The sequence below is a fragment of the Aureimonas sp. CAS genome, assembly GCF_059838215.1.
The window spans coordinates 1221833-1239707 of sequence record NZ_CM187563.1 but is presented as its reverse complement, the minus strand read 5'-3'; the positions used below and the strand labels follow the sequence as shown (position 1 = coordinate 1239707).

19 protein-coding genes and 2 tRNA genes are annotated in these 17875 nt (G+C 67.9%); 10 read left to right on the top strand and 11 right to left on the bottom strand.

The genetic code is table 11. The annotated features are described in order from the left end of the window. Nucleotides 1–89 precede the first annotated feature (89 nt). A complete protein-coding gene (locus AC6R2M_RS06045; protein ID WP_500486468.1) occupies nucleotides 90–2246 on the bottom strand; it encodes an autotransporter family protein in 2157 nt (718 codons plus the stop codon). Nucleotides 2247–2447: 201 nt separating this feature from the next. Between AC6R2M_RS06045 and AC6R2M_RS06040 the strand changes: the two genes are divergently transcribed. The 3 genes from AC6R2M_RS06040 to AC6R2M_RS06030 all read left to right on the top strand — a co-directional run bounded on the left by AC6R2M_RS06040 (nucleotide 2448) and on the right by AC6R2M_RS06030 (nucleotide 4468). Further along, nucleotides 2448–2978, top strand: coding sequence for a hypothetical protein (locus AC6R2M_RS06040; protein ID WP_500486466.1), 531 nt, complete (start codon nucleotides 2448–2450; stop codon nucleotides 2976–2978). Between the two features lie 478 nt (nucleotides 2979–3456). Beyond that, a tRNA-Ser gene (locus tag AC6R2M_RS06035) sits at nucleotides 3457–3546 on the top strand. A 151-nt stretch (nucleotides 3547–3697) separates the two neighbouring features. After that, the gene (locus tag AC6R2M_RS06030; RefSeq protein ID WP_500486464.1) at nucleotides 3698–4468 is read left to right on the top strand and encodes a MerR family transcriptional regulator; all 771 of its coding nucleotides are present in this window, start codon (nucleotides 3698–3700) and stop codon (nucleotides 4466–4468) included. Nucleotides 4469–4528: 60 nt separating this feature from the next. On the opposite strand, the gene AC6R2M_RS06025 is transcribed toward AC6R2M_RS06030, so the two are convergent. The 6 genes from AC6R2M_RS06025 to AC6R2M_RS06000 all read right to left on the bottom strand — a co-directional run bounded on the left by AC6R2M_RS06025 (nucleotide 4529) and on the right by AC6R2M_RS06000 (nucleotide 8395). Beyond that, the gene (locus AC6R2M_RS06025; RefSeq protein WP_500486462.1) at nucleotides 4529–4948 is read right to left on the bottom strand and encodes an NADH dehydrogenase ubiquinone Fe-S protein 4; all 420 of its coding nucleotides are present in this window, start codon (nucleotides 4946–4948) and stop codon (nucleotides 4529–4531) included. Nucleotides 4949–5118: 170 nt separating this feature from the next. Beyond that, nucleotides 5119–5610, bottom strand: coding sequence for an Hsp20/alpha crystallin family protein (locus AC6R2M_RS06020; RefSeq protein WP_500486460.1), 492 nt, complete (start codon nucleotides 5608–5610; stop codon nucleotides 5119–5121). A 92-nt stretch (nucleotides 5611–5702) separates the two neighbouring features. Beyond that, nucleotides 5703–6182 (bottom strand): Hsp20 family protein, encoded by a 480-nt coding sequence (locus AC6R2M_RS06015; protein ID WP_500486458.1) that lies wholly within the window; start codon nucleotides 6180–6182, stop codon nucleotides 5703–5705. Nucleotides 6183–6313: 131 nt separating this feature from the next. Then, nucleotides 6314–6481, bottom strand: a complete 168-nt coding sequence (locus AC6R2M_RS06010) for a hypothetical protein (protein WP_500486456.1) — start codon at nucleotides 6479–6481, stop codon at nucleotides 6314–6316. Between the two features lie 76 nt (nucleotides 6482–6557). Beyond that, complete coding sequence (locus AC6R2M_RS06005) at nucleotides 6558–7364, bottom strand: outer membrane protein (protein ID WP_500486455.1); 807 nt, start codon at nucleotides 7362–7364, stop codon at nucleotides 6558–6560. A gap of 200 nt (nucleotides 7365–7564) precedes the next feature. Then, entirely contained in the window at nucleotides 7565–8395 is an 831-nt protein-coding gene (locus AC6R2M_RS06000) for an outer membrane protein (RefSeq protein WP_500486453.1), read from the bottom strand. 358 nt (nucleotides 8396–8753) lie between these two features. Between AC6R2M_RS06000 and AC6R2M_RS05995 the strand changes: the two genes are divergently transcribed. Then, nucleotides 8754–9941, top strand: a complete 1188-nt coding sequence (locus AC6R2M_RS05995) for a D-alanyl-D-alanine carboxypeptidase family protein (protein WP_500486451.1) — start codon at nucleotides 8754–8756, stop codon at nucleotides 9939–9941. Beyond that, the gene (locus AC6R2M_RS05990; RefSeq protein WP_500486449.1) at nucleotides 9931–11037 is read left to right on the top strand and encodes a CobW family GTP-binding protein; all 1107 of its coding nucleotides are present in this window, start codon (nucleotides 9931–9933) and stop codon (nucleotides 11035–11037) included. Before AC6R2M_RS05995 ends, AC6R2M_RS05990 begins: the two co-directional genes overlap by 11 nt. A gap of 54 nt (nucleotides 11038–11091) precedes the next feature. Here AC6R2M_RS05990 and AC6R2M_RS05985 read toward each other — a convergent pair whose 3' ends face one another. Further along, the gene (locus AC6R2M_RS05985; protein WP_500486447.1) at nucleotides 11092–11346 is read right to left on the bottom strand and encodes a sulfurtransferase TusA family protein; all 255 of its coding nucleotides are present in this window, start codon (nucleotides 11344–11346) and stop codon (nucleotides 11092–11094) included. A gap of 82 nt (nucleotides 11347–11428) precedes the next feature. Here AC6R2M_RS05985 and AC6R2M_RS05980 point away from each other — a divergent pair, with 82 nt between their 5' ends. Both AC6R2M_RS05980 and AC6R2M_RS05975 read left to right on the top strand, forming a co-directional pair. Continuing rightward, nucleotides 11429–11977 (top strand): DUF924 family protein, encoded by a 549-nt coding sequence (locus tag AC6R2M_RS05980; RefSeq protein ID WP_500486445.1) that lies wholly within the window; start codon nucleotides 11429–11431, stop codon nucleotides 11975–11977. A 177-nt stretch (nucleotides 11978–12154) separates the two neighbouring features. Next, nucleotides 12155–13315 (top strand): GNAT family N-acetyltransferase, encoded by a 1161-nt coding sequence (locus AC6R2M_RS05975; protein ID WP_500486443.1) that lies wholly within the window; start codon nucleotides 12155–12157, stop codon nucleotides 13313–13315. Nucleotides 13316–13318: 3 nt separating this feature from the next. On the opposite strand, the gene AC6R2M_RS05970 is transcribed toward AC6R2M_RS05975, so the two are convergent. Then, nucleotides 13319–14065 (bottom strand): sulfite exporter TauE/SafE family protein, encoded by a 747-nt coding sequence (locus tag AC6R2M_RS05970; protein ID WP_500486441.1) that lies wholly within the window; start codon nucleotides 14063–14065, stop codon nucleotides 13319–13321. Nucleotides 14066–14363: 298 nt separating this feature from the next. Between AC6R2M_RS05970 and AC6R2M_RS05965 the strand changes: the two genes are divergently transcribed. After that, the gene (locus tag AC6R2M_RS05965) at nucleotides 14364–14573 is read left to right on the top strand and encodes a cold-shock protein (protein WP_500486439.1); all 210 of its coding nucleotides are present in this window, start codon (nucleotides 14364–14366) and stop codon (nucleotides 14571–14573) included. 281 nt (nucleotides 14574–14854) lie between these two features. Here AC6R2M_RS05965 and AC6R2M_RS05960 read toward each other — a convergent pair whose 3' ends face one another. Together AC6R2M_RS05960 and AC6R2M_RS05955 are read right to left on the bottom strand one after the other, a co-directional pair. After that, nucleotides 14855–15139, bottom strand: a complete 285-nt coding sequence (locus AC6R2M_RS05960; protein ID WP_500486437.1) for a hypothetical protein — start codon at nucleotides 15137–15139, stop codon at nucleotides 14855–14857. Nucleotides 15140–15793: 654 nt separating this feature from the next. After that, nucleotides 15794–15868: transfer RNA gene (locus AC6R2M_RS05955), tRNA-Asn, on the bottom strand. A gap of 168 nt (nucleotides 15869–16036) precedes the next feature. Here AC6R2M_RS05955 and AC6R2M_RS05950 point away from each other — a divergent pair. Then, nucleotides 16037–16411 carry a hypothetical protein gene (locus tag AC6R2M_RS05950; protein ID WP_500486435.1) on the top strand — a complete coding sequence of 125 codons (375 nt, stop codon included), beginning with the start codon at nucleotides 16037–16039 and terminating at the stop codon, nucleotides 16409–16411. Nucleotides 16412–16419: 8 nt separating this feature from the next. Continuing rightward, on the top strand, nucleotides 16420–17862 hold the full coding sequence (locus tag AC6R2M_RS05945; RefSeq protein WP_500486433.1) for a cryptochrome/photolyase family protein: 1443 nt from the start codon (nucleotides 16420–16422) through the stop codon (nucleotides 17860–17862). Nucleotides 17863–17875: the final 13 nt, after the last annotated feature.

Here is a 17875-nt window from a genome sequence, read left to right as displayed (position 1 = left end):
CGAAAATCGGGATCGATCTTCGGAAAGCCTGAAGCGCAGATTCAAAGAGATACAGCGACCTTTGTGCGTCCGTTCGGACGCACGGCACTCTAGAAGCGGCTCGAGATGCCGAGGCGCAGGCCGTTGTCCATGCCGTCCTCGCCGAAGAGGCCGACATAGTCGACATCGAACGAGAGGTTCGGAAGAAGCTGCGTCGAGAAACCGGCTTCCAGAACCGCGGCGTTCTTCGACAGCGATGCGCCCTCCACCGTGAACGGCAGACCTGTCAGGAAGGCGCTCGTGACGCTCGGGGTCGTGTCGCCCGAGGCATGCCGCCATCCTGCCATGCCGCGCAGAAGAAGCTCCCGGCCCGCCACCGTCATGGAATGGTCGACCCGCAGGCCGAGCGTGGTGAAGACCGTTTCCGACGACGCGGCGTTCGTCGTCAGGCGTGCCGCGCCGCCTTGCTCGGTGAAGCCATCGGCATCCAGATGCACATAGGCGATCCCGGCGAACGGTTTGACGCCGACCCCGCCGAGCTCGGTGCGGTAGCCGATCTCGCCGAAGACCTGCGCGACATCCGCGTCGTAGCTCGCCGACAGTGTGTCGGAGAAGCCGGGAAAGGCGACCTCGCGTCGAACGTCCACGCGGTTCCAGGCGTAAGCCGCGCCCGCCAGGATTTCGAACGAACCGAACGCCGCGCCGCCATAGGCACCGGCATGGATCGTGTCCACTTCAGCGCTCGAACCGCGTGTATCCAGCCAGCCGTGGCTGTAGCCCCCGAACAGTCCGAGCGTGGCATCGGACGTGATCGCGGTGTCGCCGCCGAGGAAAATTCCGCCGGCGTCGCGGTCCGCCCGCGCGGCGTTGCCGTTACCGTCTGCCCGGCCGACGGCACCGAACCCATCCGCCCAGAAGCCGGAGGACAGGAACCGGCCCTCCCCGACCGGCCCGTCGCTCCCTTGGGCGACGACGCCGAAGACGCCGTTGAGACGAGAGAGGACGGCGCCGCGGGAAGCTCCGCTGCCGTCCACGAGGGCGCCGCGCACCGAAGCGCTTGCCTCCCCGGACAACTGATCGAACGCGGCCCTGGCATTCGGCGCGTTGGAGAAGAGAATCGCGTTGTAGAGCGCGAGGCTCTGCGAACCGACCGTCTGGTCCAGCCCGTCCAGCGCCCCGGCGGTCGCCGACTGGTTGGGCGTCTCGCTCGCCCGCACGAAGATCGGCGGCGGCGAACCGGGAGGCGTCACGATCCCCGGATCGCGCGAGCGGACGACCAGCGTCGCGCTCCGGTCGTCGTAGTCGATGAACGAGGTCAGGAAGGCGGAATCGGTGGTCAGGGTCGGACGCGCGAATTCCTGCTCCCGCACGCCGGCCTGCAGGATGGTGAAGCGCTGCTCGTTCAGGAAGCTGACCGCGCGATCGAGGTCCACGACGACATCGGCTGCGCCCAGTCGCGCGGTCCCGCCGACAGTCAGCCGCCCGGCCGCCCCGCCCGCGGCGATGCGCAAGGCCGATCCCGCCTCGAAGGACAGGTCGCCGGCAAGCGTCAGGTTCGAACGGCCCAGCGCGACCCGGCCGCCGTTCTCCACGTTGGCCGAGCCGAGCGTCCCGGCGCCCGACAATGTCGCGCCGGACCGTATCGTCACCGGCAGCAGCGGCATGGACCCGTCCACCACCAGCGTGCCGCCTGCGACGAGCGAGGCACCGAAGTTCTCGCTCGCCCCGGTCAGGACGAAGGTGCCGCCCCCGAGCTTTTCGAACCCGCCGGCACCGCCGAAGCTGCCGGAAAAGACGGTCGAGCGACCGTCTCCTCCGAGCCGCAGGATGTTGGCGGCGAGGTCCACGCGGCCGCCGCCCGCCAGCGACCCGATCTCCTGATCGAACCCGCCGAGATCGAGGAGAGCGCCCTCGCTCACGATCACCGCGGAGCGCGGCGCGAAGGCCCCTTCGGACGCGCCGAGAAGCGTGCCTTCCCGGACCGCCGTCGCTCCGGTGTAGCGGTTGGCTCCTTCGAGGCCGAGAACCGAACTCCCGACCTTGACGAGGGACCCTCCGCTTCCGCCGAAGGCGCCGCCGTCGGAGAAGCCGCCGGCCGTTCGTTGCGGCCCGTCGTCGCCGACCGTCAGCGCAGTGCCGCCGAGGAGAATGCTCGCGTTCCCCAGGATGGAGGCGACGCTCGTCGCCCTCGTCGCAAGCCCCGAGAAGTCGATGACCGATCCGGCCTGAAGGCGAATTTCGGACGAGGCGCCCGACGCCTCGTCCACGAAGAAGGTGGTTCCGCCGGTCTGCGTCTCGACCAGCGCCGAGCCCGCCGAGGACCGGCCGGAGAAGCGCAGCGTGCCGGCATGCGAAATCTCGCCAGAGCCGGCGCTCGCATCGTCTCCGAACTCGATCGTTCCCCCGCATTGCCGACGACCCGACCCGCCGCAAGGCCGGACCGGTCCGCAAAGCGAAGCGACCCGCTGTTGGCGATCACGCTTTCACCGGCGTTGGAGGAACCCTCGAAGAGAACGCGCCCGGTCTGGTTGTTCGCGACGAAGCGCGCGTCGGCCGTCGCGGCGTCGGTGAACCGCAAGGTGCCGCTGTTGGTCAGCGCCTGGCCGCCGCCGGCGCTCGACGAGCCGGCGAATGTGACGGTGCCGCTTTCGTTGTTGGTGATCGCCGAATTGGCGGCATCGGACAGGCCCTCGAACGTGAGCCGGCCGTTGTTCTCGATGACGGCCGAGCTGGCGGAGGCCGCACCGGAGAAGCGCGTGACACCCGTGGCATTGGTCACGATCCCGGCCGAGCCGGCATTCGAGCCATCCGAGAAGTCGGCCGTGCCGTTCACCGTCAAGCGCGCCGCTTCGGCCGTGCTGCGTTCCTGGAAGCGGGCCGCGCCGCCCTCGTTCAGAACGATCGTGGAATCGGCCGCCGAACTCGAATCGAGAAAGAAGACCCGCTCGTCGGCATTGCGGGTAATCGCCTCGCCCTCGGCCCGCTCGGAGCCGGAATAGACGATGTCGCTCGCCTCCATTCGAAAGGGGGCCGGCGGCGCGGCGCTCTGGACGCCCGCCGATGCCGTGTCTTCGGCGACCATGAGAAAGGGCTCGGCGGCCTGTGCCGCGGACACGAGCGAGCCGATCGCCACGAGTGAGAGAGGATAGCGGCCGACCAATCTGAACGCTCCAGCCCGACGAGACCAGACGATGGGGCGTTCGCGAAACGCGCGCGTGCGGTGGCCATCGCAATCACCGCCATGTGACCAGAGTGCTTCCTCCCCGTCCAGCGGTTTCGTGTGACGCGACCGCCCCGCGTTCAGCCCCGTTCCACCTTGCCGGCGACCTGCGACCGCGAACGCATGGGCGTCCCGGCCGACGCGTGTTGACGCCGTGATCCGGCGGGCGCTAAAGCCGGAGGGCTGGCCCGTTCGATCGAGGTCCGTCGTCTCGCGGACAGGCGAGCCGAGCCGGAGATGCGGGCGAACGGTGATCCGGAAGGGTGGCCGAGTGGTTTAAGGCAGCGGTCTTGAAAACCGCCGTGCGGGTAACCGTACCGTGGGTTCGAATCCCACCCCTTCCGCCATGCAAGGACGAGCTGCAACAGCCGATCTTCGCTTCCCTGCCGACAGAGGCCTTCGCGGCATCCTCGCAGATTCGAGGCGGAACGCCGCTTGACCCTCACGTGCCGTGAGGCCCCATGGAAGCGTCCTGCGGACAGCGGCAGGAGAAGAGACATGGCGAGCTACAAGGTCAGCGATGTCGCGGCGATGGCGGGCGTTTCCGTGCGCACGCTGCATCACTACCACGAGATCGGCCTCCTCCGGCCAGCCGCTGTCGGCGAGAACGGCTACCGCTATTACGGCCGCGAGGAACTGCTGCGTCTGCAGCAGATCCTGATCCACCGCGAGTTCGGCATTCCATTGGCCGAAATCGGGTCGATCCTCGATGCGCCGGGCTTCGATCGCCTGACGGCCTTAAGGTCCCAGCGCAGGCGCATCGCCGAAGAAGCGGCCCGTTCCGCCGAGATGCTGAGGACGATCGACCGCACGATCGCCGAACTCGAAGGAGATCGAGCCATGACGGATTCCGAACTTTACTCCGGCATCGTCGACCCCAGGACGCAGGCCGAGTACGAGGCCTGGCTGGTGAAGACCCACGGGCCCGAGATGAAGGGCCATATCGAGACGAGCAAAAGGCGGATGGGACGCCTGACCGCGGCCGAGCGGGAGGCCATGATGGCCGAGCTGAGGGAGATCGAAACGGGCCTTGCCGACGAACTCCGCCGGGGAACGCCGCCGGAGGCACAAGCGCTCGATCCGTTGATCGAGCGGCATTTCGCATGGGTGAAGTCGAGTTGGGGGCAGGACGCGCCGGTCGCGGCCTATGCCGGTCTGGCCGACACCTATCTCGGCCATCCCGATTTCGTCGCCCGTTACGAGAGCATCGAGCCCGGCTTCGCCGCGTTTCTGGCGGCGGCCATGCGAAGCTGGGCCGCCCGCCAATGACGAACGGGAGGGCCGCCTTCGGGCCGCCCTCCCCCTCTCCGATCGGCTCGGTGCGAACCCTCAAAGGTGCGCCCCGATGCCGGCATGGCTGCCGGTCCCGCCGCGTGCGGCTCCGGCGACGGCCGAGCCGTCGGACCGGATGCGGTAGGTCAGGCCCTGCCGCTCGGCATAATCGACGGCCGCCCCGAGCGTGGGAAAACGCAGCTCGACCTGGACGAGCGTGTCGCCGCCGCCGGTGTAGCCCATGAGCGGCTCGATGAAGGGCTCGGTGCGCCGTTCGAACCGCAGGCGCCACCCCTTCGTGCGCGCCTTGCCCGACGTCATCACCGAGCGGGACGGCCTGTCGATCACCGCGACCGCATCCTCCGGAAAGATCGGCGGCGCGAGAGCCAGCGGTTCCGTCCGGTCGTGATTGGAGGGCCAGCCTGCCGGGATCGGGGTCCGGTTCGACCGGCCGGGTCGATAAGTCCTTTCGTTCATCTGCACCTCCCTCGGCTAACAGAGCGCCGTGCGTCCGTTCGGACGCACAAAGGTCGGTCCATCTCTTTGAATCTGCGCATCGGGCTTTCCGGAAATCGATTTCGATTTTCGGGCCGATGCCGTAACCGCCGGCGGCGGTGAACTGGATCGCCGCCGGCGGACGGTGCGCATCAGCTGGTGATGGCGATGCGTTTGACCTGCGAGCGCGCCCGTTCGCTCTTGGGCAGGCTGACGGTCAGCACGCCGTTCTTGAACCGCGCGTCGATCGCGTCGTTCTCGACCTCGCAGCCGAGCGGGATGCGGCGCTCGAAGCGCCCGTAGAACCGTTCGGAGAACTGGCGGTCGCGGTCATGCGTCTCGGAGCGCTTCTCGCCCTTCAGGACCAGCGCCCCATCCTGAAGCAGGACCTCGACGTCCTTCTCGTCGAGCCCCGGCATCTCGGCCGTCACCTCGATCTCCGTTTCACGATCGGAGATCTCGATGCTCGGCCATTGGCCGGCGAAGGCCGGCAGGCTTGATCCGAACCCGCGCAGAACGTCGTCGAACAGGCGGTTCACGTCGCGCTGCAGCGACAGGAACGGATCGCGCTCGCCCTCGCGAAAAACCGTCGGAGCCCGGTTCTCGTCGCTTCTGCTCCAGGGGATCAGATCGCGGACACTCATGATTCTTCTCCTTTCCCTCGTTTCGACAAAGCGTTTCCGGTTGGCGCCGGACAGTGTCCGGCGCCATGATCGAAGCTCGTCCGCCCGAACGGTCAGGCGGCCTGCTTGCGGCTTTCGATCTGCTTCTTCTTTTCAGGGCTCGGCAGCGCGGTTCTGGCGCCGATCTCGATCCGGCGCGGCTTCTTCTCTTCGGGAAGCTCGCGCGTAAGGTCGATCGTCAGCATGCCGTTGTGGAGGCGCGCCCCCGTGACCGTGACGTGGTCGGCCAGTTCGAAGCGGCGCTGGAAGTCGCGTCGGGCGAACCCGCCGGCGGGCGGCGCTCCCTCGTCCTCGGCGGCCGTCCGCCCGGTCACAACGAGGACGTTCTGTTCCTGCGTGACGGTCAGATCGTCTTGGCCGAAGCCGGCCACCGCCATGTCGATGCGATAGTCGTCTTCACCCGTTCGGACGATGTCGCAGGGCGGCCAGCTGCGCAGGGGCTCGACGCGGCTCGCGGCTTCGAGCGCGTTCAGCATCCGGTCGAAGCCGATGCTCGACCGGAATAGGGGAGAAAAGTCGAAAGTGGTTCTCATAGCCACATCCTCCTTCGAGCAACATGGATACAAGCGGGTGGGCCGACGGTGATCCGGTCGGCCCGCCGGCCCTTACAGCGACCGGCGATTCACGATTTAATCGAACGGCTTGGCCGTTCAAGAGGCGGCGGTCAGCCCGTGCCGCCCTCGGCGTCGGCGTCCTCGCTCACGTCAGGCAGGCTGCCCGTGCCGGGCGTCGCATCCTCGTTCGTCAGCTCCGGCTTGGCGTGGGGCCCGGCCGGATGCCTGGCGCCGTCCTCGGTCTTCGTCTTATCGAGCTTTTCGGGCTTCTCGGTCATTTCGGTATCCTCGACCGTCAGATGGTCGAGGGCGAAACGCGCGCCGGCCGCATCCGATCCGAGCCGCGCGGAAGTCCTACCAGAGGCTGTAGCGCAGGCCGGCGGTGATCTTGTGGCGGTCGTAGCCGTCGTCCTCGGCGGCGAAATCGATGCCCGGCGCGATCGGGCCGGAGGTCATCGTGCCGCCATCGACGTTGAGGTAGCGATAGCCGACGTCGAGCGCGAGCGAGCGGTTGAAGTTGTAGGCGACGCCCGCCTGGAGATTGTAGGCGAAGCGCCAGGAATCGGCGCCGTCGAAGCCGACGTCCTCGCACTCGAGGCTGCCGGGAAAGCTCACGCAACCTGTGGCGGAGATGTCGCCGTAGTCCACGTTGACCGCACCGAGACCGCCGCCGACATAGGGGGTGAAGCCCGCGACGGTGCCCAGATCCACATAGGCGTTCGCCATCAGGTCCCATGTCCGGGCCTTGGTCGAGAGCGTGCCGACGCATTGCGCCCCGGCGAAGCAGGCCGCGTCGGGCAGGGTCAGGGAACCTTCGACGTCGTGCCGGCCGTAGCGCGCGGTCAGATCGGCGCGCAGATACTCGGTGAAGCGATAGCCGAAACCCGCGCCGCCGGTGAAGGCGTCGTCCATGCGGAGCCTGTCGAAGGGGACGGACGCGCGCTCGAAGGGCGTGGAGGCGGACAGCGACGCGTCGGTGTCGGCGTTCAGCTCGTAGCCGACATCGCCGCGAAGATACCAGCCCGTGCCGATCTCGACCGGACGAAGCTCGGGCGCCGATTCCAGAAGGCCCGAATAGATCGGCCCGTAGTCGGCCGACTGCGCGGCGCTCGCTGCGAGCGTGCCCGTGAGTGCGATCAGGAGCGTCCTGCCGATGGTCATGTCGTCTCGTCCTCGAAGTCTCGTTCCGGCCGGGGCGGGAAGTGTCGAGGCGGACCATGCGCCGTTAACCGTTAAGGTCCGATTAACCCTGTTTGTTAACCCTGCGCGGGGCTGGAGGCGGGTGGCGCCGCGCGCCAACGAAAAGGGGCCGCTCCCGGAGGAACGGCCCCTTCGGCTCGCCGGACTGGAGGTCGAAGCGATCAGAAGAAGGAGTAGCGCAGGCCCGCACGCAGCGCGTGGATGTTGAAGCCGTTGTCCTTGGACTGCACGCCCGTGGCGCCATCGGCGATGTCGGCGGTGTCGAAGCCGAAGGCGTCGCCCGAGAAGACGCGAGTGTAGCGATAGCCGGCGTCCAGCGCGAGGTTCCTGGTGATGTCGATGCTCGCGCCGGCCATGAGGCTGGAGGCGAAGCGCCAGGAGTTCTCGCCCTGATGCTTGTCCTCGAAGAAGGCCTCGCCGGTGTACTTGTTGGTGATGACGTTGCGCATCTCGCCGTAGGAGACGTGCGCCGCGCCGATACCGGCACCGAAATACGGGGTCACCATGCCGAAATAGGGCAGGTCCACATAGGCGTTCGCCATGACGGTCCAGACGTCCGCGCTGGACGTGTCGTTGAGCGTGCAGGCGTCGTTGCCGCCGTAGCCGTAGGCGAAGGACTCGCGGAACGGAACGCGCGGGCAGCGGCTCTCGCCCTTGGTGTCGAACGAGTAGTAGTCGGCGCTCAGATCCGTGCGGAAGTGCGTCGCGACGCGATAGCCGACGCCGGCGCCGGCGGTGAAGCCGCTCTGATGACGGACGCGGTCGAAATGGTAGCGCGAATCGTGTTCGTCGTGGCTGTCCCACATGCGGTAGTTCAGGTCCGTCTTCGACTCGAAGAGGTAGCCGACGTCGCCGCGGATGTACCAACCGGAATAGTCGGGCTTCTCTTCCACGATCACCGGAGGCGGGGTCGGGATGAAGTCCGCCGCCTGGGCGACCTGGAGGCCGAAGGCGCTCGACCCGAGCAGGGCGAGAACGAAAAGCCGATGCATCAAACTTGCTCCGATGTTGCCAGAATGGGCGCGGCTGAACGTCCGCAACATCGGAATGTCTAAAGATTAACTATTAACAGTCGGTTCACGTAGCGCGAACCGGCAATCGAGGGTGGCGTTTTGCCCGGCCTGGATGCAGCGCCCCGCCCTGCCGAGGAATCCCGGCGATCGCGCCCCTCTGCCATTCGGGCGAGCCGGCGGTGGCGGAAGCTGCCACGAGTCGGTCATAAGGGCCGGATAGTCGCTGCGCGAACCTTGACGTTCGAACGGCGCGGGTCTCTGTCGTCGGCGCGGGGGAATCCCGTCCATTCGTCCCCATCGACGAACGCGAGCGCAGCCGGAGATAAGGTCGGTCGGCATGATCACTGTTGCGAGACTTTCGGCGGCGACGCTCTTTTCGGTCCTCGCCCTCGTGGGCTCGGCGGACGCCATGTCCACCGTCGTCGTCGATGTCGCGACCGGCAAGGTGCTGTCGCAGGCCGACGCGAGCGAGCGGCGCTATCCCGCCTCCACCACCAAGCTGATGACGACCTATCTCGCCTTCCGCGCCATCGAGGCCGGCGAGGCAGCGCTCGACACGCCCGTGGTGATGACGCGCGAGGCCGCGGCCGAGGCGCCCTCGAAGATGTGGTACGATCCGGGCTCGGTCATGCGGCTCGACAACGCCCTGCGCATGATCCTGGTGAAGAGCGCCAACGACGTCGCCACCGCCATAGGGCAGACGCTGGCCGGCGGATCGCAGGCGCGCTTCGTCGAGATGATGAACCGCGAGGCCGAGCGCCTCGGCATGGACGACACCCGCTTCATCAACGCCAACGGGCTGCCCGGTCCCGGCCAGCGCTCCAGCGCCAAGGATCTCGCCATTCTCGGAATGACGATCCGCCGCGAATTCCCGCTCTTCGCCGAATTCTTCTCCTCGGAGGCCATCTCGACGGGCACCGAGATCATGCGCAACGGCAACGACCTCATCGGGCAGTTCGAGGGCGCCGACGGCATGAAGACGGGATACATCTGCGCCTCCGGATTCAACGTCGTCGCCTCGGCGACGCGCGACGGGCGCACCCTCGTCGCCGCCGTGCTCGGCGCGCCCTCGGCGATCACCCGCGCGCGCGAGGCGGCGCTGCTTCTGGAAAACGGGTTCAGGACCGATCCGAACAGCGTCGAGACGACCATCGACGAGCTTCCGACCGCGACGGGCGAGCCGCTCGACATCTCGGAGGAGATCTGCTCCTCGACCGGGCGAACGGCGCGGGCCAACGAGCGGGAGCTGGAGGACCAGCGCGAGCTGGCCTTCGGCTCGCCCTACATGACGCGGCTCGAACGGCCGCGCGCGGCCGTTCAGGTCGGCCTCGGCGGCGCCGCGGGCACCGACACGATCGAGGCCGGCATCTCCGTCATCGCCGCCTACAACATCCCGCTTCCGACGCCCCGCCCGGCCCGGCCCGGCGACGTGGCGCAGACCGCCCCCGGAACGGGCGAGCTGCGCCCGGGCACCGGGGAACTGCCGGCCGCGGCCGCAACCGAGGAGGGTTCGGATGCCCGGTAACGGCCAGCCGATCCGCGTCACGCTCCTGACCGGCTTTCTCGGCGCGGGCAAGACGACCCTCCTCAACCGTCTCCTGCGCGACTCACGGCTCACCGACACGGCGGTGATCGTCAACGAGTTCGGCGAGGTCGGCATCGACCATCTGCTCGTCGAGACGTCCGGCGAGGAGGTGATCGAACTCTCGGACGGCTGCGTCTGCTGCTCGGTGCGCGGCGACCTCGTCGACACGCTCGCCGACCTCGTGGACCGCATTCAGACCGGCGGCATCCGCCCGCTCTCGCGCGTCGTGATCGAGACCACCGGGCTGGCCGACCCTGCGCCCATCCTCGCCTCTCTGATGGCCCATCCCGCGCTCGTCCAGTCCTACGCGCTGGGCGCCGTGGTCTGCGTGGTCGATGCGGCAGCGGGGCTGGAGGGCATCGAGGGACGGGTCGAAGCCGAGCGCCAGATCGCCTGCGCCGACCGCATCGTCCTGACCAAGACCGATCTGCCCGACATCGCGCCGAAAGGGGCGCTCGACGGCCTGATCGCGCGCCTGAACCCGTCCGCCCCGATCGTCCGCGCGGCCGAGGCCGACCCGATCGCCATCGTCGAGGCCGGCCTCTACGACCCGGCCACGCGCATGCCGAACGTCGCCCGCTGGCTCGGACAGGCCCGCGTGGAGCCCGCCCGCGACGACGACCACCATCGTCATCATCACGGGCACGGGCACCACGCGCCCCGAGTGAAGAGCTTCTCCTTGGTGGAGGCCAAGCCCATCGCGATGCAGGCGCTGCGCGAGTTTCTCGGGCTCCTCGGCCAGACGCAGGGCCCGCGCCTTCTGCGCATGAAGGCGATCGTGCGAACCTCGGACGATCCCGAACGGCCCCTCGTCCTGCACGGGGTGCGGGGGTACATGCACCCGCCCATGCGGCTGCCCTCGTGGCCCGAAGCCATGGAGCGGGAATCCCGTCTCGTCCTGATCGGCGAAGACCTCGACGAGACCTATGTGCGCGGGCTTTTCGCGGCCTTCGCGGGCCAGCCGCGCGTCGATGCGCCGGATCGCGCGGGCCTGATCGACAACCCGCTCGCCGTGCCCGGAATGAGCTTCCGGTAGAGCGCCCGTGGAAGCGCGAAAGCGAGAAACGCGGCTTTCTCGCCCCTGTAGCGGCTAGTTTCGGCCGAGCGCCGGTGCGTCTGCCCCGCGCTCCACGACGAAGCGTCGCGCGCTCGATCCGTCCTGCGCCACCGCTTCGACGAGCCCCTGCCCTTCCTGGGCGCAGAAGGCGGGCAGATCGAGGCCCGCCAAGGGATCGTCGCACAGGATCGTCACGCGCTCGCCGGGCTGCATCGAGGCGAGCCGCTTGGCGGTCTTGAGCACGGGAAGCGGGCAGCGCAGCCCGCGCAGGTCCAGCGTCTCCGCCAACTGTCCGGCGTCTTTCGAACCCGCGCGGCTCATCCTATCTGTAGCCGGCAAAACCGCTCCTTTCGATGCTCGGGAACCTCACATGAACGCCTATTCCATCGATCCCCAGACCATCGTCGACTTCTGGCGCGAGGCCGGACCCGACAAATGGTTCGCGAAGGACGAAGCGTTCGACGAGACCATCCGCCAGCGCTTCGCCGACATTCACGAGCGGGCGGCGGCCGGCGAACTCGACCATTGGGCGGACGAGCCCAACGGCGCTCTCGCCCTCGTTATCGTGCTCGACCAGTTCTCGCGCAACATCTTCCGCGACACGCCGAAGATGTACGAGAACGACGAGAGGGCGCTGGAGATCGCGCGACGCGCCATCGAGCGCGGCGACCATCATCGCGTCGGCGAGGACCTGAACCAGTTCTTTGCCATGCCGCACATGCACGCCGAGGATTTGAAGGCGCAGGAGGAGTGCGTGACGCTGATGGAGGAGATCGGCGAGGAGAACGTGCCCTACGCGATCGATCACCGGGACATCGTGGCACGGTTCGGCCGGTTTCCCCATCGCAACGCGATCCTAGGCCGCGACACCACGCCCGAGGAGCAGGCGTTCCTGGACGAGGGCGGCTTCTCGGGGTGACCCGTCGCTGCAACCACAACTAATTGTAAGGGCTTCGCGTGCGAGGATGGGGTCGATGCCCTCTCCCTGCTGGTGGAACCGTTCTCGATGGCCGCACCGCGGCGTTCCCTCCCCGACATGGGGCCCTCGCCCGCGTTCTCCCCGCCCGTTCCCGGGCCCGTGGGCGTCGGCTCGCTCGTGAGCCGGCGCCGCTTCGACATCTATGAGCCGCTGGCGGCCTTCGATCTCGTCGAGGAGCTGGAATTCCTGACGCGGCGGGCGATCGAGCCGATCCCGTTTCACGCGCCGCAATTTCTGGTCCCCGCAATGCCGCGTCTGGAGGACCGGCACGTCCGCCTTCTCGTGGCGCGCGACGAGGCGGAGGGGCGCAGCCGTCTGCGCTTCCTGATGCCCTTCTCGGTGGAGACGACCGGCCTCTTCGGCGGTCCGTCCTGCGTGCGGGCCTGGGCGCATCCCTTCGCACCGCGCGGCGGACCGCCGATCGACCACGACGACCCGGCCGGAACGGTCGCCAGCCTCTTCGACACGCTTCGCGATCCGACATCGCGCCTGCCCGGCCTTTTCGTCCTGCCGGATCTGCGGCTCGACGGAGCCGTGGCGGGGGCGCTCATGGCGGAGGCCGAACGCCGCTCGCTGCCCGTGCGGATCGTCGATCGCAGACGCCGCGCCTGCCTCGACGCCACGTCCGCGCCGGATCTCTTTCTCGGCACGGCGCTCTCGCCCCGGCGCCTGCGCGAACACGCGCGCCTCCAACGCCGGCTCGCCGCGCGCGGCCGCGTCGGCTTCTCGGTCGCCGCCAAGCGGGCAGAGGTGCGAGAGGCGGCCGAAATCTTCCTCGAGCTGGAGGCGAGCGGATGGAAGGGCCGCGCGCGCTCCGCGCTCCTGAACGACCGCTACCGCGCCGCCTTCGCCCGCGAAGCGCTCGACGGTCTGGCCGAGCTCGGCCGCGTGCGGGTGTACAATCTGACGCTCGACGGGCGCGCCATCGCGAGCGCGGTCCTGCTCGTGACGGGCGGCGAGGCGGTGCTGTGGAAGATCGCCTACGACGAGACGCAGGCCGACATCTCGCCGGGCTTCCAGCTTCTCGCCGAAGCGTCGCTCGACATGCTGCGCGACCCCGCCATCCGCGTCGTCGATTCCTGCGCGGTGCCGGACCACGGGCTGGTCAACCGGCTCTGGCGCGAGCGCATCGAGATCGGAACCCTCGTCATCGGCCTCGATCCGAAGACCGAGCGGACCGTGGAGCGGGCGAGCGCCGGCCTCATGCGCGTCCGCAAGGCGCAGCAGAGCGTATGGCGGGTGCGCTCGCTGTTCCGGCGGCTGAAGCCGCGGCGCTGACCCTCAACCCGCGAGGATTTCCGGGATCGACCGCCACAGCAGCGAGACCGTCATCCAGACGATGATCGCCAGCACCAGCCGGTCGAAGAGCACCTTGTCGACCCGGCGCGCGATCCAGTTGCCGATGACGAGGCCGAGGGCCACGGCCGGCAGGCACAGGAGGCCGAGCTTGGCCGTCTGCGCGTCGAAGAAGCCGGCGGCGTAGAGAAGCGGCAGTTGGACCGACGTGAAGCCGAGAAACATCAGGCCGGTGCAGAACACGAAGTCGGGCCGAAGCAGCCGCATCGAGTGGAAATAGGTGACGCCCAGCGGCCCCGAGATGCCGGTCGCGCCATGAAGGGCGCCGGACCCGAAGCCGATGACCGGCGCGATCCTCGCGGCGCCGGCGGGCGAAAGCACCATGTCCGGCTGGGCGAAGCGCATCGCCAGATAGGTGAGGAGCAGGCCCCCGAGACCCGCCTCGATCCAGTGGGCCGGAATGTTGGCGAGCAGCCAGACCCCCATTCCGACGCCGAATGCGCCCGAAGCCATGAACAGCCCCATCGGAATCCGCTGGGACCGGCTCTTTCGGAATTGCCAGACCTGCCAGAGGTTCGAGCAGATCATCGGAATGGCGAGGATCGAGAGCGCGGTCGGCAGGCCGACGAGAAGCGTCAGGGTCGGCACCACCACCATGGGAAGGCCGATCCCCAGAACGCCCTTCACCATTCCTCCCGCCACGACCAGTGCGAACGCCGCTGCTGCGATCATGATTCCCCTCTCCCCTTCGCTGCGGGAGATACGGCAGATCGTTCGTCTTCGATACTATCTTGGCGGCTTCACCCGAGCCGAAGCTCCGGCCCGCCGGGGGCGCGGCATGAAAAGCACGTCGCCCGAGCCGACTTGACGGGCGGCCGCGCCGTGCCATTCTCAGGGGCTCCGACGCGCCCAACGACGTCGCGCCGCGCATCTCTTCTGCGCCGCCGCAAGAACATGGTTTGCTATTTGGTGCAAAACCCGCGATGCTGATGCCGGGCAACGACGCCCATACGATTGCGCGATTGGTACTATGGCTACTGGCACTGTAAAGTTCTTCAACGCCGACAAGGGTTTCGGCTTCATCACCCCCGACGGCGGCGGCAAGGACGTTTTCGTTCACATCTCCGATGTGGAGCGGTCCGGAATGTCGACCCTGTCGGACAACCAGAAGGTCTCGTTCGATTCCGAAGCCGATCGCCGCGGCAAGGGCGACAAGGCTGTGAATCTCCGCGCTCTCTAAGCCGGATTGACAGATTCGCGAGGCCCGCGCCGGCAGCCGGCGTGGGCCTCGTTCGTTTTGGGGCGAATATTTCGCCCCACATCGCAGCGTTCCGCCCCGGAACACGCGGCATCGCCCGATCCCGCGTATCCGAACCGTCTTCGATGCGGTTCGCCTGTCCGTCTGCGACGATGCCGCCTCAGAGCGCCATGCGTCCGTTCGGACGCACGAAGGTCGCTCCATCTTTTTGAACCTGCGCATCAGGCTTTCCGAAAAACGATTCCGATCTTCGGACCGATGCTTCAATGGCCGGGCGAGACGGCGCCGCGCGGCCTGCCGCGCTCCTCCCCTCCCGACGGCCCGCACCGGATCGAGACGACGGACGGTTGTCCTTTCGCCCTCGGCCCTCCGCGCTCGGCGAGCATCGCTTCGAGTGCGTCCGCGGCATCGCTGGCGAGGGCCGCGCCGAGGCACAGCCCCCATCCGCCGTCCTCGCGCGCCAGCGCCTCCTCGGCGTTCTCCAGCGCGGCCTGGCGCAGTTCCAGGATCAGATGAAAGACGTGGGTGTAGGACGGGCGTGTGGTCATGACCGGTACATACGAACCGATCCGATCACGGATGCGTGTGATGCGTCCGGGCCTCTGCTGCTGAATCATCAGCCGGCGAACGAAGCCGACCCGACTGCACGAATGACCTGCCCCGGCGAAGCGCGGTGTTCACACCGGCGTCATCGGTTAACGATATCGGAACGGTCGGAATCGGATCGCGTTGACGCTAGAAGGAGATCGCCATGACGCACTGGGCCGCCCCTCAATCGCCTCTTGCCATGAACGCGCCCCGCGCGGTCGTCGCAGCTTCGTGGCTGCAGCGCGGACGTCCGGGCCTCAAGACCGCGCGGCCGGTTCAGCCCGCGCAGTAGACCGGCCAGACGAGGCGGTTCGTCGGAGCGGACCTTCGCGTGAAAGTTTTCCGGTAGGCTGCCTGTATCGAAGCCTCTTGCGACGGACGCTTCTCCGACGAAATCCCGACACGGGTGGAAGGTGGCTGAGCGCTAAGCCGAGCGTCGTCGTCTGACCATGGCGGAGCCATTGGTTCCGATCATGCAACGCTGACGAGCCCGCGGAGTGGCGCAATCCCAGGACGTCCGCCTGGACGTAGGACTCATCGGACGGAACTGAAAAAACGGAAGGTTGGAAACCGGTGTGGCGAACCGGCTGTAAGCCCTTGTTCTCAAGGGTTTGTGGCTCCCCGGGCCGGATTCGAACCAGCGACCGATCGATTAACAGTCGAGTGCTCTACCACTGAGCTACCGGGGAACAGCCTGGAAACCGTCGCTGCGGCGCCAAGCGAGGGTGCCTATAGCAAGGGGTCGCCCGATTGCCAAGCCGGGGCCGCGAGGAAAATCGCCCCCATGCGTCATTCGCGAACGCGACATTGACACTTCCAAGCCTCATATAGCGCCCGACGCAACGCGAGCCCCTTCCATGCCGGACATTCCGGAACCCGAGACACGCGCCGTGACCAAGCCGCGCCGATATTTCCGGCTTCGCGGCAACACGATCGAGGTGTTCGGACGGTCCATCCGCCTGCCCGCCTCGCGAATCGCGCGCGTCGCGCTGGGGGCCTCCTTCGTGGTCGGCGGCATCTTCAGCTTCCTGCCGATCCTCGGTCTGTGGATGCTGCCCGTCGGCCTCATCATCCTGTCGATCGACTTCGCCATCGTGAGGCGCTGGCGTCGGCGGTCCACCGTCTGGTGGGAGAGGCGGCGCGAGCGCCGCATGATGCAGCAGGCGCGGCAGGCCGCCCAGACGCCCGTGCCGACGGCGAAGGGGCGACAGGCCGAACGTTCCCCCAAGTAGAGATCCGCATGGCAGCGCCCTCCCCGATCGTCGTCTGGCTTCGGAACGACCTTCGCCTCGACGACAATCCCGCGCTCGCCCACGCGGCCGAGACCGGCCGCCCGGTCGTCGTTCTCTACGTGCTGGACGAGGAGAGCGACGGCATCCGCGCGCTCGGCGGGGCGCATCATTGGTGGCTGCACCATTCGCTGAAGGCGCTGGGCGTCTCGCTCGAGAAACTCGGCTCGAAGCTGATCCTGCGGCGCGGCAAGGGTGCCGAGATCGTGCCGGAGGTCGTGCGCGAGGCGAAGGCCGGCGGGCTTTATTTCAACCGCCGATACGACCGGGCGGGGCGGAACGTCGACGACGCGGTCCGGGAAGCGCTCGACGATGTCGAGATCGACGTCTTCACGGCGAATATTCTCCACGACCCGGACAAGGTGAAGACGGGGTCGCGGAGCTGGTACAAGGTGTACACACCCTTCCGGCGCAAGCTGGAGGAAGCGGGCGACCCGCGCGACCCGATCGATGCGCCGGACGAGCTGCATTCGCCCGGAACCTTGCCCCGCTCCGACAGGCTGGAGGACTGGGACCTGCTCCCGACCAGGCCCGACTGGTCAGGCGGGATCGCGGAGGCCTGGGAGCCCGGCGAGGCGGCGGGCCGCGAGCGCTTCGCGACGTTCTGCGACGAGCTGCTCCAGGGCTACGAAGCGGGGCGCGAGAACCCGTCCGGCGACGAGACGTCCCGCATGTCGCCCTATTTGAAATTCGGCGAGGTCTCGCCCTACCGGCTCTGGCACGAGGCGGCCGCCGTCGCAGCGCGGCGAAAGTCCATCCCCTCCGGCGCGATCACCACCTTCAAGCGCGAGCTGATCTGGCGCGACTTCAACACCCATCTCCTCTTCCATTTCGAGGCGCTCGGCACGCGCGACTTCAACCCCCGCTTCGAGACATTCGAGTGGCGGAAGGCGAAGAGCGAACTCGAAGCCTGGCAGCGCGGCCGGACCGGCTACCCCATCGTCGATGCCGGCATGCGCCAGCTCTGGCAGACGGGCTGGATGCACAACCGCGTCCGCATGATCGTCGGCTCCTTCCTGACGCGCGATCTCCTCATCGACTGGCGCGAAGGCGAGCGCTGGTTCTGGGACACGCTGGTGGACGGGGATGCGGCCTCCAACACCTCGCAATGGCAGTGGATCGCGGGCACGGGCGCTGACGCCCAGCCCTTCTTCCGCATCTTCAACCCGCTTACCCAGAGCCGGAAGTTCGATGCCGGCGGCGACTATATCCGCCGCTTCGTTCCCGAACTCGCAAAGCTTCCGGACAAGGTCATCCACGCCCCCTGGGAAGCCTCGGAGACGGTTCTGAAGAAGGCGGGCGTGACGCTCGGCGAGACCTACCCGAAGCCCATCGTCGATCACGACGAGGCGCGTCGGCGCGCGCTTCAAGCCTACGAGACCGTGAAGGGGTGACCATCGTGGGCTT